Below are 17,620 nucleotides of genomic sequence, written 5' to 3' on the forward strand. Positions count from 1 at the left end.
CGGCATGGCTCCGGGGTCCGGTGGCCGGTGGGGGCCGCCGGACCCCGGTGGGTCACTGCTCGCCGGGCGCGACGGCGGTGCCGTCCGGCTCCTCCTGGCCGGCGGGGGCGGGCGTCGCCGGCGACCGCCCGGCCGGGGCCGCGCCGGCCAGTACCTGCTTCGCCGTCACCCGGTCCAGCGCACCCTCCCAACGGGACACCGCGAAGACCGCGACGCAGTTGCCGAGCAGGTTGGTCGCCACCCGCATCGAGTCCATGAGCCGGTCGACGCCGAGCAGCAGGGCGACCGCGGCGGCCGGGATGACGCCCAGCGCGGAGGCGGTCGCGGAGAGCGCCAGGAACGCCGAACCGGGTACCCCCGCCATGCCCTTGCTGGTCAGCATCAGCACCAGCACGACGGTGAGTTGCTGGCCGAGCGAGAGGTGCACGCCGATGGCCTGCGCGATGAAGAGGGTGCCGACGGAGAGGTAGATGGAGGCGCCGTCGAGGTTGAAGGAGTAGCCGGTGGGCAGCACCAGACCCACCGCGTCGTCCCGGCAGCCGGCGGCGCGCAGCTTCTGCATCATCCGGGGCATCACCGTCTCGCTCGATCCGGTGCCCAGCGCCAGCAGCAGCTCCTCGCGGGTGTAGCGGACGAACCTCCACAGGCTCAGCCCGGTCACGGCCTTGAGGGCGAGGCCCAGCAGGACCAGGAAGACCAGCGCGACGCCGTAGCAGACCGCGATCAGCTTGCCGTACGTGGACATCGCGCCCAGCCCGTATTGGGCGACGAGGTGGGCGGTGGCCCCGAAGACCGCGAGCGGGGCGAGGCGCATGAGGTAGCCGACGATGGTGAAGACCACGTCCTGGGTCTGCTCGATCAGCGGCAGCACCTGGGGCACCCGCTGCTGCCCGAGGTGCAGCAGTGCCGCGCCCACCAGGCAGGCCAGGACCAGGACTTGCAGCAGCGAGTTCTCGGCGAACGCGCCGACCGCGCTGTTCGGCAGCGCCTCCAGGACGAACTGGGCGGCGGAGGGCAGCTTTCCGCCGCCGGTCTGGGCGTTGACCGCACCCTTGTCGAGCGTGGCCGGATCGATGTGCATCCCCGCGCCGGGCGCGAAGACGTTGCCCGCCAGCAGGCCCACGACCAGGGCGGCGCTGGTCGCGACCTCGAACCAGATCAGGGCCTTGACGCCGATCCGGCCGAAGGACTTCAGGTCGCCGGCTTTGGTGATGCCGGCGACCACGACGCAGAAGACGAGCGGGGAGATCACCGCCTTGATGAGGCGGACGAAGCCGTCGCCCAACGGCTGGAGCGAGCCGCCCGCCTGCGGCCAGAGGCGTCCTACCAGGACACCGAGCAGCAGGGCGAGCAAGACCTGGGCGAACAGGCTGGTGCGCAGCAGTCGTCCGGCGCGGCGGACGAGGGTTCCGGTGGCGTGCGGCACGGGCACTCCTCCATGGACGGATTTTGGAGTACGGAAGTGGACTTCCGAAGTCCGTCACTATGGCCGGTTGCCGATCACGCCGGAAGAGGACGGTGCAACTTCCGGGAAAATCTTGGAGCTTGATCCAAGAAGAGCGGCGCGGTGGCTTCCCTCGCCCCGGCCCGCCCCTCCCCGGTTCACCCCGACAGGTGCGCCTTGTCCCCCATCACCACCACCGGCTGCCGCGCCGGGTCGAGCGCCCGCAGCAGCGCCGCCATCGCCGGCTCGGCCACGCTGACGCAGGCCGAGGTCCCGCTCCCGTGGTCCACATGGAGCCAGACCCCGCCGCCCTTGGACTGCCCCTGCGGGCGCGTGGGGTCCAACGGGGAGGCCCCCGCGACCCGGTTGTAGTCGATCGCCACCACGTAGTCGAAGTCGTGGCGGGTGTTCTTCGACCAGTACGACGGCGGGGTGAAGGCCGCCGAGTGGGTGTACGGGAGCCGGGTCCCCGGATCGGCGCGCACCCCGCCAGCGTCGGTCAGCCGGAACACCCCGACCGGGCTGCGCTGATCGTCCTCGTGGTGATCCACCGTCCACCCGCGCCGACCGTTGTGCGCCGGCCAACTCCCCTCACTCACCCAGTCGTTGCCCTCGCGGTCGTACAGCACCACGGTCGCGTCCGGGGAGTTCGGGCCCGCCCCGTACACCGCGACGACCTGGCGACTGCCGGCCGGAATCCGGGACCGCAGCGCGACGCCGACCTCCGGGAGGTCCTTGTGACGGGTGGTGGCCGAGTCCCCGCGGGCCGGACCGCCGGGCCGCTCCCGGGCCCCGGCCCCCTCGCCCTTGGCGTCCCGCCGCCCGTCGCCCCCGTGGCCGGCACCGCAACCGGCCAGCAGGACCACCGTCGCCACGGCCACCGCCGCCACCCTCATCGCACCGCCCACCGTCCGCATGACGCCCATGCTCCCATCCCACCCTGACGGGCCATCGACCCCCAACGAGTGGGACGGTAAAGCCGTTCCGGCGGCTTAACCACCTTTCTGGTGAAAAACGGTTTGAAGCCAGGCCCCTCAACACGCCACGCTTCCCTGTGCCGCCGCTCGCGCCGGGGCCCGTCACGGCCGGCCGCGAGGGCCACTCCGGCCTGCCCGCAAGACACCGCACCAGCCGCAGCACGCACGCGGCCCGCCCCTCGACCACCGCGACAACTCCCTTGGACATCATGCGCATTCGTGACCTACCCCATCCCGACCCCGGCGTCCCGGACGTCCGCAGCGGCGGCCGATTCCTCGCCTGGCTGTGCCGGCAACAGCGCGGCGGGTTGCTCAAGGCCCTCTTCTGGGGGCTGGTGCACATGGGTTCGCTGGCCGCCTTCCCGCTGCCGGTGGGCCTGGCCGTACAGGCCGCGGTCGACGGCCGCGGCTCCCGACTGGTGCTGGCGGGCGGGGTGTTGGCGCTGCTCGGCACCGCGGTCGCGGTCAGCGACATCATGCTGCACCGCGCGTCCGTGACCAACTGGATCGTCACGGTGGCCCGGATGCAGCAACTGCTCAGCCGCAAGACCGCGGAGCTGGGCGGGGCGATGACCCGACGGGTGGCCGCCGGCGAGATCGTGGCCGTCAGCACCGGTGACCTGGAGCGCATCGGCTGGTTCGTCGAGGCGCTCTCGCGGTTCACCGCGGCGCTGGTGGCCTCGGTCGGCGTCTGCCTGGCGCTCGTCGGCTACCAGCCCACACTCGGCCTCATCGTCGCCCTCGGCACGCCCGTCCTGGCACTGGCCGTGCTGCCGCTGCTGCCGCCGGCCACCCGCCGGGCCGACGACCAGCGCGACAAGGCCGGGCGGGCCACCGAACTCGCCTCCGACACCGTCGCCGGACTCCGGGTGCTGCGCGGCATCGGCGGCGAGGACCTCTTCCTCGGCCGCTACCGCGACGCCTCCCAGGAGGTCCGCCGGGCCGCCGTCCGCAGCGCCCGCATGTGGTCGCTGATCTCGGCCGTCCAGGTCGCGCTGCCGGGCCTGTTGCTGATCGCGGTGGTCTGGTACGGCGTCCGCCTCGCGCTCGACGGCAGCATCGCCATCGGCGAACTCGTCACCGTCTACGGCGCGGTGTCCTTCCTGCTGTACCCGCTGCGCCACTTCGAAGAGGTCACGATGTCCTGGTCGTTCTCCCTCCCCTCGGCGGGACGCACGGCCCGCGTGCTGGCGCTGAGCCGGCCGGTGGAGGGCCGGCTGACCGCCGCGGAGCCGCCCACCGGCGACCTGCACGACCCGGTGAGCGGACTGACCGCCCGGGCCGGGCAGTTGACCGCCGTGGTCTGCGGCGACCCGGACGCCGCCGGCCGGCTCGCCGACCGGCTCGGCGGCCACCCGCTGCACACCGCCCCGCCCCCGCGCCCGGATCTCCCTCCTGACCTCGGCGCCGACACCGGCACTGACGTCGAGGCCGGCATCGAGGCCGAGGCTGACGCCGTCGCAGCCACGAACCCCGCTCCAACGGCCGGCGAACCGACCCCGCCGCGCCACGGAGCAGGCCGACGCGACACGGACCAGACCGTCCCGGACCACCACGACCCGGCCCGCCTCGACACCGTCAACTCCCCCGTAGAACGGGACAGTTCGCCCTCCGTCGCGCTCGGCGGCACCCCGCTGGACGACCTCCCCCGCGACACCGCCCGGGCCGCGGTGCTCGTCCAGGACAAGGACCCGGTACTGCTCTCCGGGACGCTCGGGGAACTCCTCGACGTCCCGGCGTCCGGCCGGGTGACCGCCACCGCGGCGCTCGACGCGGCCCACTGCGCCGATGTACTGGCCGCGTTGGCCCGGGCGTCCGCCGACGACCGCGCCGACCCGATGCGCAGCCGCCTCACCGAACGCGGCCGGTCGCTCTCCGGCGGCCAGCGCCAGCGCCTGGCCCTGGCCCGCTCGCTGGTCGCCGACCCCGAGGTGCTGGTGCTGGACGAGCCGACCAGCGCGGTCGACGCCCACACCGAGGCCCGGGTCGCGGACGGTCTGCGGGATATCAGGACGGGCCGCACGACCGTGGTCCTCACCTCCAGCCCGCTGCTCCTGGACCGCGCCGACCAGGTGGTGTTCGTCCAGGGCGGCAAGGTCGCCGGCGAGGCCCCGCACCGCGAACTGCTCGTCACCCACCCCGAATACCGCGCCGTCGTCACCCGCGAACCCGACCCCGCCCCCGTCGCGTCGGCGCCCCGCGCCGAACCCACCATCGAGGAGACCGCATGATCGGCCTGGCCCCGCCGGAGCAGGACGCCGGCACGCCACCGACCGCCGCCACCCTGCCGGTCGGCTCGCCGGCGACGGTCCGCGCCTATGTCGGCGAGCTGATCCGCCGGCACCGCGGGCCGTTCACCGTGCTGGTCACCGTCAACGCCGTCGCCGTGATCGCCTCGATGGTCGGGCCCTACCTCCTCGGCGGGCTGGTCGAGGACCTGTCGGCGGGCCGCGGCGGACAGATCCAACTCGGCCGCACCATCGGCCTGTTCGCCCTCGCGCTGATCGTCCAGACGGTCTTCGTCCGGATGGTGCGGCTGCGCGGTGCGATGCTCGGCGAGCGGATGTTGGCGGACCTGCGCGAGGACTTCCTGGTCCGGTCGGTGGCGCTGCCGCCGGGCGTACTGGAGCGGGCCGGCACCGGCGACCTGCTGTCCCGGATCACCACCGACATCGACCGGCTCGCCGAGGCGATGCGGGAGGCCGTGCCGCAACTGTCGATCGGCGTGGTGTGGATCGGGCTGCTGATCGGCGGGCTCACCGTCACCGCCCCGCCGCTCGCGCTGTCCGTGCTGATCGCGCTGCCGGTGCTGTGCGTGGGCTGCCGCTGGTACTTCAAGCGCGCGCCCGCCGCCTACCGCTCCGAGGCCGCCGGCTACGCCGCGGTCTCCGCCGTCCTCACCGAGTCCGTGGACGCCGGCCGCACCATCGAGGCGCACCGGATGGGCGCCCGCCGGATCGCCCTGTCCGAGCGCCGGATCCGCACCTGGACCCAGTGGGAGCGCTACACCCTCTCCCTGCGCTCGGTCCTCTTCCCGGTCATCAACGTCACCCACGTACTGGTCCTCGGTGCGGTCGTGGTGCTCGGTGGGGCCTTCGTGCTGCGCGGCTGGCTCACCCCGGGGCAGTTGACGACCGGCGCGCTGCTGGCCCAGATGCTGACCGAACCAGTCAACCTCGTGCTGCGCTGGTACGACGAACTCCAGGTGGCCCAGGTGTCGATCGCCCGGCTCGTCGGCGTCCGGGAGATCGAACCGGAGGCGGCCGACGCCTCGGCGGCGCCCGACGGCCGGGAGGTGCGCGCCGAGGACGTCACCTTCGGCTACCGCGCCGGCGTCGACGTGCTGCGCGAGGTGTCCCTGCGCGTCCGGCCGGGCAGCAGGGTGGCGCTGGTCGGCCCGTCGGGCGCCGGAAAGTCCACCCTGGGCCGGCTGTTGGCCGGCATCTACGGGCCGCGGGCCGGCTCGGTGTCTTTGGGCGGCACGGAGCTGTCCACGATGCCGACCGAGCGCGTCCGGGAACACGTCGCCCTGGTCAACCAGGAGCACCACGTCTTCGTCGGGACGCTCCGGGACAACCTGCTGCTGGCCCGCACGGACGCGGCCGACGCCGAACTCTGGGCGGCGCTGGGCGCGGTGGACGCGGACGCCTGGGCCGGCGCGCTGCCCGGCGGCCTGGACGCCGAGGTGGGCTCCGGCGGCGCGGCACTGACCCCGGCCCAGGCCCAACAGATCGCGCTGGCCCGCCTGGTGCTGGCCGACCCGCACACCCTGGTCCTGGACGAGGCGACGTCGCTGCTGGACCCGCGGGCCGCCCGCCAGTTGGAGCGGTCCCTGGGCAAGGTCCTCGACGGACGCACGGTGGTGGCCATCGCCCACCGGCTGCACACCGCACACGACGCCGATGTCATCGCGGTCGTCGAGGACGGCCGGATCAGCGAACTGGGCAGCCACCGCGAACTGGTCGCGGCCGGCGGCGCATACGCGGCGCTGTGGAGCTCCTGGCACGGCTGAGCCGCGGACGACGCAGGGTGGCGCCCCGACATGCGGCGGTGCGCCACCCGCGCGCCGCTGCGCCGTGACACACCGGGCCGCCCCGGCGCGACGCGCCCCCGACAGTCCCAGAGGCATCCCCGACGCACCGGAACGGACCGTCGATACGCCGAGCCGGACCGCCCGTGCTCCGCCCCGCATCCGCGAGCCGGCGCGGCGGATCAGACGTAGCCCAGGGCCCCCAACGCCCCTATGCCGCCCAGCAGCATGAACACCGGCATCAGCACCTTGATCTCCACCCAGCTCCCGGCCCGGAACCGCATCGGCTTGGGTGTGCCCAGCGGGTACCACCGCTTCCGGCCTATCGGGATCGGCCACAGGATCGGGCAGCCCGAGACGGTCAGCGCGTCGCCGATGTCGTGCACCAGCGCGCCCAACATGATCGGCAGGCCCAGCCAGAGGTACTCCTGGCCCGGCCCGGCGAACAGCCAGTTCGCGCCGTTGCCCGGCTCGTCCATCACCTGCGCCAGGATCCAGGCCGTCGTGGCGCCGAGCAGCCACACCAGCACGTCGCTGGAGACCCGCGCCACCCGCCACAGCAGCCCTTCGATGGCGAGCACCATGTGCACGAAGAGGATGCCGAGCACCGCCCAGCGGCCACCCTCCGTGGCCAGCAGCGACATGCCACCACCGACCAGCACCGCCCACAGCCAGGTGTGGGTCAGCGTCCGGTGCCCGCCGGAACGGTTCGCGTCGCCGCGCATCTTGGTCGCCTTGTAAACAGCGTGCGAGAGGGCGTCGACCACTTCGCACAGCCACCGCGACAGCGGCCCGAAGGCGCGCGAGATGGTGGCCGCCTTGTGGTCGAGGTCCGGAGCGAGCGCGGCCCCGGCACAGATCAGCGCACCACTGACCAAGACCGGCCAGGGCATCGGATGCCCTGCGCCGTAGGCCGCCGCTCCCACCCCCAGCCAGGCCGCGGCTCCCGACAGCGAGTGCGCCGGTCCCATCATGGTTGTTCCCCACCCCTTGTTCTGCGCTTCTGACGCCCGGTCGGCAACTCAGCGTAGCGTCAAACGATCTCCGTCCGAGGAGCGGGTGCACCGGCCCGCCGGCACCGACGGCAGGGTCGGACACGGTCCGCACGCGGCCGTGCGCGGGGTGTGCGCCCCCTCGTACACCGGGGCACAGGACAGCCTCCCCCGACCGTCGTTGGTCTCCGGTTGATCTCCATCCGGAGCACCGGTTCCCGGATCCGGGTGCCGGGCAGGCAGTATGGGGGGCGTGACCCTCATCGATCATCTGCCGAACACCGCCGACCCCGACGCCCTCTTCGAAGCCTTTTCGGGCTGGGCCGAACAGCAGGGCATCGCGCTCTACCCTGCCCAGGAGGAGGCGCTGATCGAAGTGGTCTCGGGGGCGAACGTCGTGCTCTCCACCCCCACCGGCTCCGGCAAGAGCCTGGTGGCCGCCGGCGCGCACTTCACCGCCCTCGCAAGCGACCAGGTCACCTTCTACACCGCGCCGATCAAGGCGCTGGTCTCGGAGAAGTTCTTCGACCTGTGCAAGCTGTTCGGCACCGAGAACGTCGGGATGCTCACCGGCGACGCCTCCGTCAACTCCGACGCCCCGGTGATCTGCTGCACCGCCGAGGTGCTCGCCTCGATCGCGCTGCGTGACGGCAAGCACGCCGACATCGGCCAGGTCGTGATGGACGAGTTCCACTTCTACGCCGAACCGGACCGCGGCTGGGCCTGGCAGATCCCGCTGCTGGAGCTGCCGCAGGCGCAGTTCGTGCTGATGTCGGCGACGCTCGGCGACATGTCGCGCTTCGAGGAGGACCTGACCCGGCGCACCGGCCGGCCCACGTCGGTGGTCCGCTCCGCGACCCGCCCCGTGCCGCTGTCGTACGAGTACCGCACCACGGCGATGACGGAGACGCTGACCGAGCTGCTGGAGACCCGCCAGTCGCCGGTCTACATCGTGCACTTCACCCAGGCCGCCGCCGTGGAGCGGGCGCAGGCGCTGATGAGCATCAACATGTGCACCCGCGCCGAGAAGGACGAGATCGCCAAGCTGATCGGGAACTTCCGGTTCACCACCAAGTTCGGGCGGAACCTCTCGCGGTACGTCCGGCACGGCATCGGCGTGCACCACGCGGGCATGCTGCCGAAGTACCGACGGCTGGTGGAGAAGCTGGCGCAGGCGGGGCTGCTGAAGGTGATCTGCGGCACCGACACCCTTGGCGTGGGCGTCAACGTCCCCATCCGCACCGTGCTGTTCACCGCGCTGACCAAGTACGACGGGACGCGGGTGCGGACGCTGCGGGCGCGGGAGTTCCACCAGATCGCGGGCCGCGCCGGGCGGGCCGGCTTCGACACCGCCGGCTTCGTGGTGGCGCAGGCGCCCGAGCACGTGGTGGAGAACGAGAAGGCGCTGGCCAAGGCGGGCGACGATCCGAAGAAGCGCCGCAAGGTGGTCCGCAAGAAGGCGCCGGAGGGCTTCGTCAACTGGAACGAGAACACCTTCGAGAAGCTGATCGCCTCCGATCCGGAGCCGCTCACGTCCCGTTTCCGGGTGACGCACGCGATGCTGCTGTCGGTGATCGCCCGGCCGGGCAATGCCTTCGAGGCGATGCGGCGGCTGTTGGAGGACAACCACGAGCCGCGCCGGAACCAACTGCGCCACATCCGCCGCGCGATCGCGATCTACCGCTCCCTCGTGGACGGCGGCATCGTCGAACGGCTCCCGGAGCCGGACGCGGAGGGCCGGATCGTCCGGCTCACCGTGGACCTCCAGCAGGACTTCGCGCTCAACCAGCCGCTGTCGACGTTCGCGCTGGCCGCCTTCGACCTGCTCGACCCCGAATCCCCCTCCTACGCCCTGGACATGGTCTCGGTGGTGGAGTCGACGCTGGACGACCCCCGGCAGATCCTGGCCGCACAGCAGAACAAGGCGCGCGGCGAGGCGGTCGCGCAGATGAAGGCCGACGGCGTCGAGTACGAGGAGCGCATGGAGCGCCTCATGGACGTCGAGTACCCCAAGCCGCTGGACGAGGTGCTGTCGCACGCCTACGGCCTCTACCGCAAGAGCCACCCGTGGGTCGGCGACCACCCGCTGTCGCCGAAGTCGGTCATCCGCGACATGTACGAACGCGCCATGACCTTCACGGAGTTCACCTCCTTCTACGAGCTGGCGCGCACCGAGGGCATCGTGCTGCGCTACCTCGCCAGCGCGTACAAGGCGCTGGACCACACCGTGCCCGACGACCTGAAGTCGGAGGACTTCCAGGACATCGTGGCCTGGCTCGGCGAGATGGTCCGGCAGGTCGACTCCAGCCTGCTGGACGAGTGGGAGCAGTTGGCCAACCCGGAAGTGGAGACGGCGGAGCAGGCGGCCGAGCGCGCCGACCAGGTCCGGCCGGTCACCGCCAACGCCCGGGCGTTTCGCGTGCTGGTCCGCAACGCGATGTTCCGGCGGGTGGAGCTGGCGGCGCTGGACAAGGTCGAGGAACTCGGCGAGATGGACGGCGAGTCCGGCTGGGACGCCGACGCCTGGGGCGAGGCGATGGACGCCTACTGGGACGAGTACGAGGACCTGGGCACCGGCCCGGACGCCCGCGGCCCCAAGCTCCTGCAGATCGAGGAGGATGCCGAGCACGGGCTGTGGAGGGTGCGGCAGACTTTCGCCGACCCGAACGGTGACCACGACTGGGGCATCTCGGCCGAGGTGGACCTGGCCGCCTCCGACGAGGAGGGCCGCGCCGTCGTGCGGGTCGCCGAGGTGGGGCAGTTGTGAGGCGGCGGCCTCGACCGAGGCCGCCGGGGAAGACGACGGAGGGCCACCGGTGACGACGAATCCGGCCGAGAAACTGGTCGATCTGCTGGACCTCGAACAGATCGAGGTGAACATCTTCCGGGGCCGCAGCCCCCAGGAGAGCCTCCAGCGGGTCTTCGGCGGACAGGTCGCCGGCCAGGCGCTGGTGGCCGCCGGGCGGACGACGGACGGAGACCGCCCGGTCCACTCGCTGCACGCGTACTTCCTCCGGCCGGGCCGGCCGGGGGTGCCGATCGTGTACCAGGTCGAACGGGTCCGGGACGGGCGGTCGTTCACCACCCGTCGGGTCGTCGCCGTCCAGCAGGGACGCACGATCTTCAATCTGACCGCCTCCTTCCACAAGCCGGAACCCGGCTTCGAACACCAACTGCCGATGCACCGGGCGCTGCCCGACCCGGAGGAACTGCCCAACGTCGCGGAAGAGGTCCGCGCGCACCTGGGCGGTCTGCCCGAGGCGCTGGAGCGGATGGCGCGCCGACAGCCGTTCGACATCCGGTACGTCGACCGGTTGCGCTGGACGCCGGAGGAGATCGAGGGCGCGGAGCCGCGCAGCGCGGTCTGGATGCGCGCCGTCGGGCCGCTGGGCGATGACCCGTTGGTGCACACCTGCGCGCTGACCTACGCCAGCGATATGACGTTGCTGGACGCGGTCCGCATCCCGATCGAACCCCTGTGGGGCCCGCGCGGCTTCGACATGGCCTCCCTCGATCACGCGATGTGGTTCCACCGCCCGTTCCGCGCGGACGAGTGGTTCCTCTACGACCAGGAGTCCCCAATCGCCACCGGCGGCCGGGGCCTGGCGCGCGGCCGCATCTACGACCGCGCCGGCCGCCTGCTGGTCTCCGTCGTCCAGGAGGGGCTCTTCCGCACCTTGGGCGACTGACGGGGCCCGCACGGCGAGCGGCGCCGAAGTCCTACGCTCGACTCGTGGACTTCACCCTCACCGCGGCTGAGCAGGCCGTCGTCCGCCAGATCGCCGTCCGACTGCGGGCCGGCGCGCCCCCGACGGATGACGAACTGGCCGACGAACTGGGCGACGAGGCCCGCCCGTTGCTGCAGTCCCTGCTCGACAAGGGCTGGTTGGTCATCGGCGCGGAGCGCACCGTGACCCTGTCGACGATCGCCCGGGCCGTGCTGTCGGAGCCGTCGGACGAGAGGGACGCCGGGCAACCCCACCGGTGACGGTGGGCGACGCCTCCTGGCCCATCGCCCGCGCCGGTGCAGCCGTCACGTCCCCGCCCACGGCGGCCGGATCGCGTGCCGCCAGCGGGCGCGCCAGGCGTCGCGACGCCGCGGAGATCCGTCAGACGCGGCCTAGCCCCGCACGGTGAGGTTTCTGGCGCCGGCCGGCCACGTGGGGGCGTTCCGCAGGCTCGGTGGCCGGCCGGTGCGCTGGGCGGCCGCGGGGCGGGCCCGGCCCGGGTCCTCCCGGCGGGCGGTTTCCAGGGCGCGGGAGAGATTGACGCGGTACCACAGCACCTCGTCGAACTCCTCCGCCACCAGGACCCGTTCGAAGGACTCCCGGGCCGCCGGGGTGGCCGTGATCGCGGAGGCGAGGGCGGGCCGGAGCCGGCGGAGCACGGCGCGCTCCAGCGCGTCCTCGGCCACCGACGCCAGTTCCTCCGGCGGCAGGACGGCGGCGATCACCGCCGCCGACTCCCATGGATCGTCGGTCCGGCCCATGAGTTGGGCGACCCGGCGGCTGCGCCACTGACGGGCCCGCCAGTCCTGCCCGCTGGTGAGCATCACCCGCATCGCGATCGGGGTGTTGCCCCGCAGCAGCTCCGGCTCCCGGTCGGCGAACTCCGCGATCTCCGCGGCGAGATAGAGCCAGACCACGGCACCGAAGCGGTTCACATAGAAGCGGACCGGGCCCACGCAGCCGGCGCGGGTGAGCCGCAGCGCCCGGCCGGGGCCGACGCCCATCAGTGCGGCCGCCTCATGGGTGGTGACCGTACGGAGGCGACTGCGGAGCGCCTCGGGAAAGCCCGGCTCGATCTGGAGGCGGGCGACCTCCTCCGCCGGCACCCGGCGCCGGCCGGGCGGCCCCCCGCTTCCCTGCCGGCCGTCGAACCCGGCCGGGACCGTACGGACCTCCCCGAGCTGGATGGCGAGCTCGAACTCGCCGGTCCGCAACTGGAGTTCCTGGGCGGCGCGCCCCGTCGAGAGCGTCTGCTGCCCGTCGCACATCACTGTCACCGTCATGGTGGTTTCCCCCTGCGACTCGTTCGTCGTTCACTGACGGTTACGACGTTAGCCGCTGGCGGTGACAGCGCGTCAATGCTTGCTTCGGGCCTGTGGATAACTCTCCGGCCGGCGGGCCGCGACGCCCAGGTGCTCCCCGACCCGGTTGACCAACAGCGTCATCTCGTAGGCGATCTGGCCCATGTCGGCGTCGGCGCCGGCCAGCACGCACAGACAACTGCCGTCCCCCGCCGCCGTCACGAACAACACCCCGTCGTCATACTCGATCATCGTCTGCCGCACCCGACCGACGCCGAAGTGCAGCGCGGATCCCTTCGCGAGGCTGTGCAGTCCGGAGGCGACCGCGGCGAGGTGCTCGGCGTCCGCCCCCGCCAGCTCCTGGCTCGCGCCGGTCACCAGCCCGTCGTTGGACAGCACCAACGCGTGCCGCACCAACTCGACCCGCTTGGTCAGGTCGTCCAGCAGCCAGTCGAGTCCGCTGCTCAGTGCCATGCCGCTCCCTCCCCGTATCCCCGTCCGCGGTCTGGCCGGACGGCAGTTCGCGGCCCGTCGGCGGGCCGCCGTGCCAGCCTGTCCCACCTCCGCCGTCTCGGCAAGCGGCCCCGCAGCGGCGCGCCACGTGCGGTGCTGATCGTGCCGACGGCGAGGATGGCGGCATGGCACACAGGATGACGAAGGATGAGTGGCGGGCGTTCCTTTCCGAGGGCACCCGAACCGGAAAACTCTCGACGGTGCGGGCCGACGGCAGTCCGCACATCGCCCCGGTGTGGTTCCTCATGGACGGCGACGAGCTGGTGTTCAACACCGGTCGGGACACGGTCAAGGGCCGCAATCTGGCCCGCGACGGCAGGGTGGCGCTGTGCGTCGACGACGAGCGGCCGCCGTTCTCGTTCGTGGTCGTGCAGGGAACGGCGGAGCTGGGCGACGAGCTGTCGGACGTGCGGCACTGGGCGACCCGGATCGCGGCGCGCTACGTGGGCGAGGAGCGCGCGGAGGAGTACGGGGCCCGCAACGGCGTCCCGGGCGAACTGGTGGTGCGGGTCCGGATCGACAAGGCGGTGGCGCTCGCCGGGGTCGCGGACTGAGGAACGGGCCCGCTGGCCGGCGCCCGCGCCCGGTGCCGGTCAGCCCGCCGGTCCCACCTACCGGACGGAGTGCCTCCGCCCGGCGTGCTCGACCAGCCGGACCAGCACCTCCTTGCCCGAGTCGCGGTCCCGGGCGTCGCACAACACAACAGGCGTCCCACGGCCCAGGTCCAGGGCGCGGGAGACCTCGTCGGCCCCGTAAGAGCCGGCCCCCGGGAAGCAGTTGACGGCCACCACGAACGGCAGGTCGCGGCGCTCGAAGTAGTCCACGGCCGGGAAGCAGTCCGGCAGCCGCCGGGTGTCGGCCAGTACCACCGCGCCCAGCGCCCCCTCGGAGAGGTCGTCCCACAGGAACCAGAAGCGGTCCTGGCCCGGGGTGCCGAAGAGATACAGGGAGAGCCCCGCCCGTATGGTGATGCGGCCGAAATCCATCGCCACGGTGGTGCTGGTCTTGCCCACCACTCCCCCGGCGTCGTCGACCACCCGTCCCGCCTCGCTGAGTTGCTCCTCGGTGCGCAGCGGCCGGATCTCGCTCACCGCGCCCACCAGAGTCGTCTTGCCCACGCCGAAACCACCCGCCACCAAGACCTTCAGGGCCATATCGGGGGCAGGGGGTGGGGGCGTGTCCTCCGGGGGCCCTTGCACGGCGTTCATCGGCCGTCTCCTCCAAGGTGCGAGGTCCCGCGCGGCGCGGGTGTGCGGATCCAGGGCACAGCGATGGGGCCGGCTGCGGCACCGCGTGCCGTCCGGAACCATGGCGAGGACCGTACCTCCCGCTGATCGGGATGTCCTCGGATTCGGGAAAGCCGGTGCCGGCCCGTACGGTGCGCTGGCATTCGGCCATGCCCACCGTGGACCGCGGCCGCCTCGGGCCGGAGTTGTCGTACGGGCGTTCCCTGCCCGCGCCGGCCATGGGGAATCATGTGCGCATGACGCAGCAGCGGGCAGCGCGGTCGCCGGAGCGGCGCCCGACGGCCGCCGGGGCCACCCCCTCGGCGGCGACCGTGGAACGCAACGGCATCGACCCGGTGCCGGACGCCGAACGGCACGGCGCGCCCCGCGCGTTGTTCTGGCCCTGGGCCGCCTCCGGACTGTCCCTGCTCGGCATCGCCTACGGGATCTACGTCATGGGCCTCGGCCTCAATACCTGGCAGGCGGTGGTCACCGGGACGGTGGGCTATGTGCTGTCGTTCCTCCTGGTGGGCCTGGTGTCGGTGGCCGGGACGCGAACCGGCGCGCCCACCATGGCCATCGGGCGGACCGTCTTCGGCCGTCGGGGCAACGCGCTGCCCACCGTGTTCAGTTACGTCTCCAACGTCGGCTGGGAGACGGTCCTGGTCGCGCTCTCCTCCCTGGGCGGCGCCACCATCCTGGCGCGCGTTGCGCCGGCGGTCTTCGCGCGGGCGGACGGGCGGACGCCCACCACCGGGGCCCAGGCCCTGTGCTTCGCCGTGACCGCCGTGACGGTGGTGGTCGTCGGCGTCTACGGGCACGCGCTGATCATGAAGGTGCAGAAGTACCTGACCGCCGCCATCACCGCGATGACCGCGGCCTACCTGGCGCTGATGGCGGACCGGATCCACCTCTCCGCCCTCGGGGCGGGCCGGCCGGCCACTCTCGGCACCGCCATCGGGGGCGTGGTCTTCGCGATGACCCTGTTGGGGCTGGGGTGGGTCAACTGTGCCGCGGACTACAGCCGTTACCTGCCGCGGGACAGCAGCGCCCGGGCTGTTGCCGGCTGGACGACGCTGGGCGGGGTGCTGGCCCCGGTGGTGCTGCTGGTCTTCGGGGTGCTGCTGAACGCCGGCGACCCCACGCTGGCCGCCGCGGCCGCCGCCGACCCGGTGGGCGCGCTGGCGGCCACGCTGCCGACCTGGTTCCTGGTGCCCTATCTGCTCACCGCCATCGGGGGGTTCGCCTCCGGGGCGATCATGGACATCTACAGTTCGGGGATGTCACTGCTGGCCCTCGGGGTGCCCGTCCGCCGGCACCTCGCGGTGCTGGTGGACGGGGCGTTGATGGCCGCCGGCGGCTGGTACGTGCTGTTCGTCTCGCCCAGTTTCTTCGCCACGTTCCAGGCGTTCCTGTCGGTGGTCGGGGTGGCGATGGCCGCGTGGACGGCGATCTTCCTGGTGGAGCGGTGGCGCGCCCGCCGCTCCGGTACCGGACTGGCCGCGGCACCCGCCGTCAGGTGGCCCGCGCTCCTCTCGCTCACCGTGGCCACCGCCGTCGGGCTCGGCCTTATCACCTCCGCCGACCCCAACCTCGCCCGCGCCACCGGCTTTCTGCTGGGCGACGGCGCCGCGCACGGCACGCTGGGCGCCATGAACCTCGGCGTGGTGGCCGCGCTGCTCGTCGCGGGCGCCCTCTACGCCCTCACCGCACCTCTGGCCCGTACCGCAGCACCCGAAGGAGACCGATGACCGGCCCGCACAGCAGCCATCCGCACGACGTCCGCGCGTTCTTCGGCGTCCGCGCCGCCGGCTGGGACGCCAAGTTCCCCGACGACGGCCCCGCTTACGCCGCCGGCGTGGCCGAGTTGGGCCTCCGACCGGGCCAGCGGGTGCTGGACGCCGGCTGCGGCACCGGACGCGCCCTGCCGGCCCTCAGAGCGGCCGTGGGGCCGCACGGGACGGTGCTGGGCGCGGATCTCACCCCGGAGATGCTGGCGGCCGCCGTGCGGGCCGGACGAGGCGCCTGCGCGGGCCTGTTGCTCGCCGATGTGGCCCGACTCCCCCTCCCGTCCGCGACGTTGGACGCCGTGTTCGCCGCCGGGCTGATCTCCCATCTGTCCGACTCCGCGGGCGGGCTGGCCGAACTCGCCAGAGTGGTGCGCCCCGGTGGGCGGCTGGCGCTCTTCCACCCCATCGGGCGGGCCGCCCTCGCCGCCCGCAAGGGGCGCCCGCTCACCCCCGACGACCTGCGCGCCGAACCCCGACTGCGGCCCCTCCTGGCCAGCAGTGGCTGGGAGCTTCGCCAGTACACCGACGAGGACAGCCGCTATCTGGCACTGGCGGTCCGGCGGGGATGACGCGCCCCTGGCGGACCGCCGCGCGCCTCAGGACGCCGGGTCCTCCTGGGCGGCAGCGTCGCCGACGGGGTGAACGGGACAGCCGCCGAGCCCACGGGACTTGGGGAAGGTCCCGAGTTCGGCGACCCGGTAGCCGTTCGGGTAGCCCTTGATCTCGGGGTTCTGGCGGGCGTAGTGGGGCGTGCGACGCGGCGGCAGCAGCCGCACGGCCTTGGCGCGCAGCTTCAGGGCCGTCTGCACCACCGTCCGCACGGCGGGCCGGGGCCGGTCGTAGCGGAAGGCGTCCAGCAGAGTGTCGTCCAGGAGGGCCTTGCTGGCGCCGCGCACCGCGGGGGCGAGCGGGCCGTACCAGCCCGCCATCAGATCCAGGGAGGCGTCGGCCACCCGGCGGGCACCGGGGTCCCACCCGAAGTGGGCCTCCTCGTAGGCGTCCAGGCAGCTCTCGAACTCCTGGTAGGTCTCCGGGATGTCGCTGATCCCCATGTGGCGGCCGAGGGTGCGGTAGTACGCGGCGATGGCGCGCTTCTCGTGTTCGCTCAGCCGCCGCCAGCCGTACCGCTCGATCCAGCGGATCGGGACCGCCACGAAGGTGCACAGCACATAGCGCATGTCCTCGTTGCTGATGTCGTAGCTGCGGTGCATCTGGTTGATGCGGCGGATCGCGGTCCGGCCGTCGCCGGTCTCGAAGCCGTGCTCGATGACGGTGTCCAGGAGCAACGCGGTGTCGTCGTACCGCTTTTGCGTGCGGTCCGTGAGCTCTGCGGTCTCGGCGAGCAACCGCCCGATGCTCGGCACCGCGTAGGTGCGGTAGAGCGCCAACTCCAGGGCCCTGGTGATGTCCCAGGGGAACTCGTGGGCGTAGGTGATGCGGTGGATCCGTAAGAAGTCGCGCTCGGGGTCGAGCCGTTGGATCTCCTTGAGCCAGTCGAAGCGCTGCACCGGTCGTCCGTCCCTTCGTCGCCGTAGTTCTCACAGTAAGGGCTGCGGAGGACACCTCGCCCCGGAGGAGACCGAGTTGCCGCCGCTCCTACGGGCCGGCGGCCCCGCGTC

15 protein-coding genes are annotated in these 17,620 nt (G+C 72.7%); 8 read left to right on the forward strand and 7 right to left on the reverse strand.

Annotated features, from left to right (window positions below; all coding sequences use genetic code 11):
• Positions 1 to 52: 52 nt before the first annotated feature.
• Complete coding sequence (locus tag PV796_RS07610) at positions 53 to 1,426, reverse strand: cation:dicarboxylate symporter family transporter (RefSeq protein ID WP_274912155.1); 1,374 nt, start codon at positions 1,424 to 1,426, stop codon at positions 53 to 55.
• Positions 1,427 to 1,602: 176 nt separating this feature from the next.
• Entirely contained in the window at positions 1,603 to 2,370 is a 768-nt protein-coding gene (locus PV796_RS07615) for a hypothetical protein (protein WP_274912156.1), read from the reverse strand.
• Between the two features lie 260 nt (positions 2,371 to 2,630).
• Here PV796_RS07615 and PV796_RS07620 point away from each other — a divergent pair, with 260 nt between their 5' ends.
• Both PV796_RS07620 and PV796_RS07625 read left to right on the forward strand, forming a co-directional pair.
• Positions 2,631 to 4,652 (forward strand): ABC transporter transmembrane domain-containing protein, encoded by a 2,022-nt coding sequence (locus PV796_RS07620; RefSeq protein ID WP_274912157.1) that lies wholly within the window; start codon positions 2,631 to 2,633, stop codon positions 4,650 to 4,652.
• Positions 4,649 to 6,433 carry an ABC transporter ATP-binding protein gene (locus tag PV796_RS07625; RefSeq protein ID WP_274912158.1) on the forward strand — a complete coding sequence of 595 codons (1,785 nt, stop codon included), beginning with the start codon at positions 4,649 to 4,651 and terminating at the stop codon, positions 6,431 to 6,433. The genes PV796_RS07620 and PV796_RS07625 overlap by 4 nt, the downstream gene beginning before the upstream one ends.
• Before the next feature lie 200 nt (positions 6,434 to 6,633).
• On the opposite strand, the gene PV796_RS07630 is transcribed toward PV796_RS07625, so the two are convergent.
• Positions 6,634 to 7,425, reverse strand: a complete 792-nt coding sequence (locus tag PV796_RS07630) for a metal-dependent hydrolase (protein ID WP_274912159.1) — start codon at positions 7,423 to 7,425, stop codon at positions 6,634 to 6,636.
• A 271-nt stretch (positions 7,426 to 7,696) separates the two neighbouring features.
• Here PV796_RS07630 and PV796_RS07635 point away from each other — a divergent pair, with 271 nt between their 5' ends.
• From PV796_RS07635 to PV796_RS07645, 3 genes are read left to right on the forward strand one after another with little or no spacing between them, the layout of a single operon-like run.
• Complete coding sequence (locus tag PV796_RS07635) at positions 7,697 to 10,210, forward strand: DEAD/DEAH box helicase (RefSeq protein WP_274912160.1); 2,514 nt, start codon at positions 7,697 to 7,699, stop codon at positions 10,208 to 10,210.
• A gap of 49 nt (positions 10,211 to 10,259) precedes the next feature.
• Positions 10,260 to 11,132 carry an acyl-CoA thioesterase gene (locus tag PV796_RS07640; protein WP_274912161.1) on the forward strand — a complete coding sequence of 291 codons (873 nt, stop codon included), beginning with the start codon at positions 10,260 to 10,262 and terminating at the stop codon, positions 11,130 to 11,132.
• Between the two features lie 44 nt (positions 11,133 to 11,176).
• Entirely contained in the window at positions 11,177 to 11,431 is a 255-nt protein-coding gene (locus PV796_RS07645) for a hypothetical protein (protein ID WP_274912162.1), read from the forward strand.
• 132 nt (positions 11,432 to 11,563) lie between these two features.
• Here PV796_RS07645 and PV796_RS07650 read toward each other — a convergent pair whose 3' ends face one another.
• Together PV796_RS07650 and PV796_RS07655 are read right to left on the reverse strand one after the other, a co-directional pair.
• Positions 11,564 to 12,454 (reverse strand): DUF6397 family protein, encoded by an 891-nt coding sequence (locus tag PV796_RS07650; RefSeq protein ID WP_274912163.1) that lies wholly within the window; start codon positions 12,452 to 12,454, stop codon positions 11,564 to 11,566.
• Between the two features lie 72 nt (positions 12,455 to 12,526).
• Entirely contained in the window at positions 12,527 to 12,946 is a 420-nt protein-coding gene (locus PV796_RS07655) for a roadblock/LC7 domain-containing protein (protein WP_274912164.1), read from the reverse strand.
• A gap of 164 nt (positions 12,947 to 13,110) precedes the next feature.
• Between PV796_RS07655 and PV796_RS07660 the strand changes: the two genes are divergently transcribed.
• Positions 13,111 to 13,539, forward strand: a complete 429-nt coding sequence (locus PV796_RS07660; RefSeq protein WP_274912165.1) for a PPOX class F420-dependent oxidoreductase — start codon at positions 13,111 to 13,113, stop codon at positions 13,537 to 13,539.
• 57 nt (positions 13,540 to 13,596) lie between these two features.
• On the opposite strand, the gene PV796_RS07665 is transcribed toward PV796_RS07660, so the two are convergent.
• Positions 13,597 to 14,193 carry a GTP-binding protein gene (locus tag PV796_RS07665; RefSeq protein WP_274912166.1) on the reverse strand — a complete coding sequence of 199 codons (597 nt, stop codon included), beginning with the start codon at positions 14,191 to 14,193 and terminating at the stop codon, positions 13,597 to 13,599.
• 188 nt (positions 14,194 to 14,381) lie between these two features.
• On the opposite strand from PV796_RS07665, the gene PV796_RS07670 reads away from it, so the two are divergent.
• Both PV796_RS07670 and PV796_RS07675 read left to right on the forward strand, forming a co-directional pair.
• Positions 14,382 to 15,962: a purine-cytosine permease family protein gene (locus tag PV796_RS07670; protein ID WP_274912167.1), complete on the forward strand. Its 1,581-nt coding sequence runs from the start codon at positions 14,382 to 14,384 to the stop codon at positions 15,960 to 15,962.
• Positions 15,959 to 16,570, forward strand: coding sequence for a class I SAM-dependent methyltransferase (locus tag PV796_RS07675; RefSeq protein WP_274912168.1), 612 nt, complete (start codon positions 15,959 to 15,961; stop codon positions 16,568 to 16,570). Before PV796_RS07670 ends, PV796_RS07675 begins: the two co-directional genes overlap by 4 nt.
• Before the next feature lie 27 nt (positions 16,571 to 16,597).
• Here the strand turns inward: PV796_RS07675 and PV796_RS07680 are convergent, their stop codons facing one another.
• Complete coding sequence (locus PV796_RS07680; RefSeq protein ID WP_274912169.1) at positions 16,598 to 17,509, reverse strand: oxygenase MpaB family protein; 912 nt, start codon at positions 17,507 to 17,509, stop codon at positions 16,598 to 16,600.
• Positions 17,510 to 17,620: the final 111 nt, after the last annotated feature.

The sequence above is a fragment of the Streptomyces sp. WZ-12 genome, from assembly GCF_028898845.1.
In the GTDB taxonomy this organism is placed as follows: Bacteria; Actinomycetota; Actinomycetes; order Streptomycetales; family Streptomycetaceae; genus Streptomyces.

Excerpts from the sequence above, each read along its gene's own strand:
- PV796_RS07615 (WP_274912156.1), bottom strand. The coding sequence starts at position 2,370 with ATGGGCGTCATGCGGACGGTGGGCGGTGCGATGAGGGTGGCGGCGGTG.
- PV796_RS07620 (WP_274912157.1), top strand. The coding sequence starts at position 2,631 with ATGCGCATTCGTGACCTACCCCATCCCGACCCCGGCGTCCCGGACGTC.
- PV796_RS07625 (WP_274912158.1), top strand. The coding sequence starts at position 4,649 with ATGATCGGCCTGGCCCCGCCGGAGCAGGACGCCGGCACGCCACCGACC.
- PV796_RS07630 (WP_274912159.1), bottom strand. The coding sequence starts at position 7,425 with ATGATGGGACCGGCGCACTCGCTGTCGGGAGCCGCGGCCTGGCTGGGG.
- PV796_RS07650 (WP_274912163.1), bottom strand. The coding sequence starts at position 12,454 with ATGACGGTGACAGTGATGTGCGACGGGCAGCAGACGCTCTCGACGGGG.
- PV796_RS07655 (WP_274912164.1), bottom strand. The coding sequence starts at position 12,946 with ATGGCACTGAGCAGCGGACTCGACTGGCTGCTGGACGACCTGACCAAG.
- PV796_RS07660 (WP_274912165.1), top strand. The coding sequence starts at position 13,111 with ATGGCACACAGGATGACGAAGGATGAGTGGCGGGCGTTCCTTTCCGAG.
- PV796_RS07665 (WP_274912166.1), bottom strand. The coding sequence starts at position 14,193 with ATGAACGCCGTGCAAGGGCCCCCGGAGGACACGCCCCCACCCCCTGCC.
- PV796_RS07670 (WP_274912167.1), top strand. The coding sequence starts at position 14,382 with ATGCCCACCGTGGACCGCGGCCGCCTCGGGCCGGAGTTGTCGTACGGG.
- PV796_RS07675 (WP_274912168.1), top strand. The coding sequence starts at position 15,959 with ATGACCGGCCCGCACAGCAGCCATCCGCACGACGTCCGCGCGTTCTTC.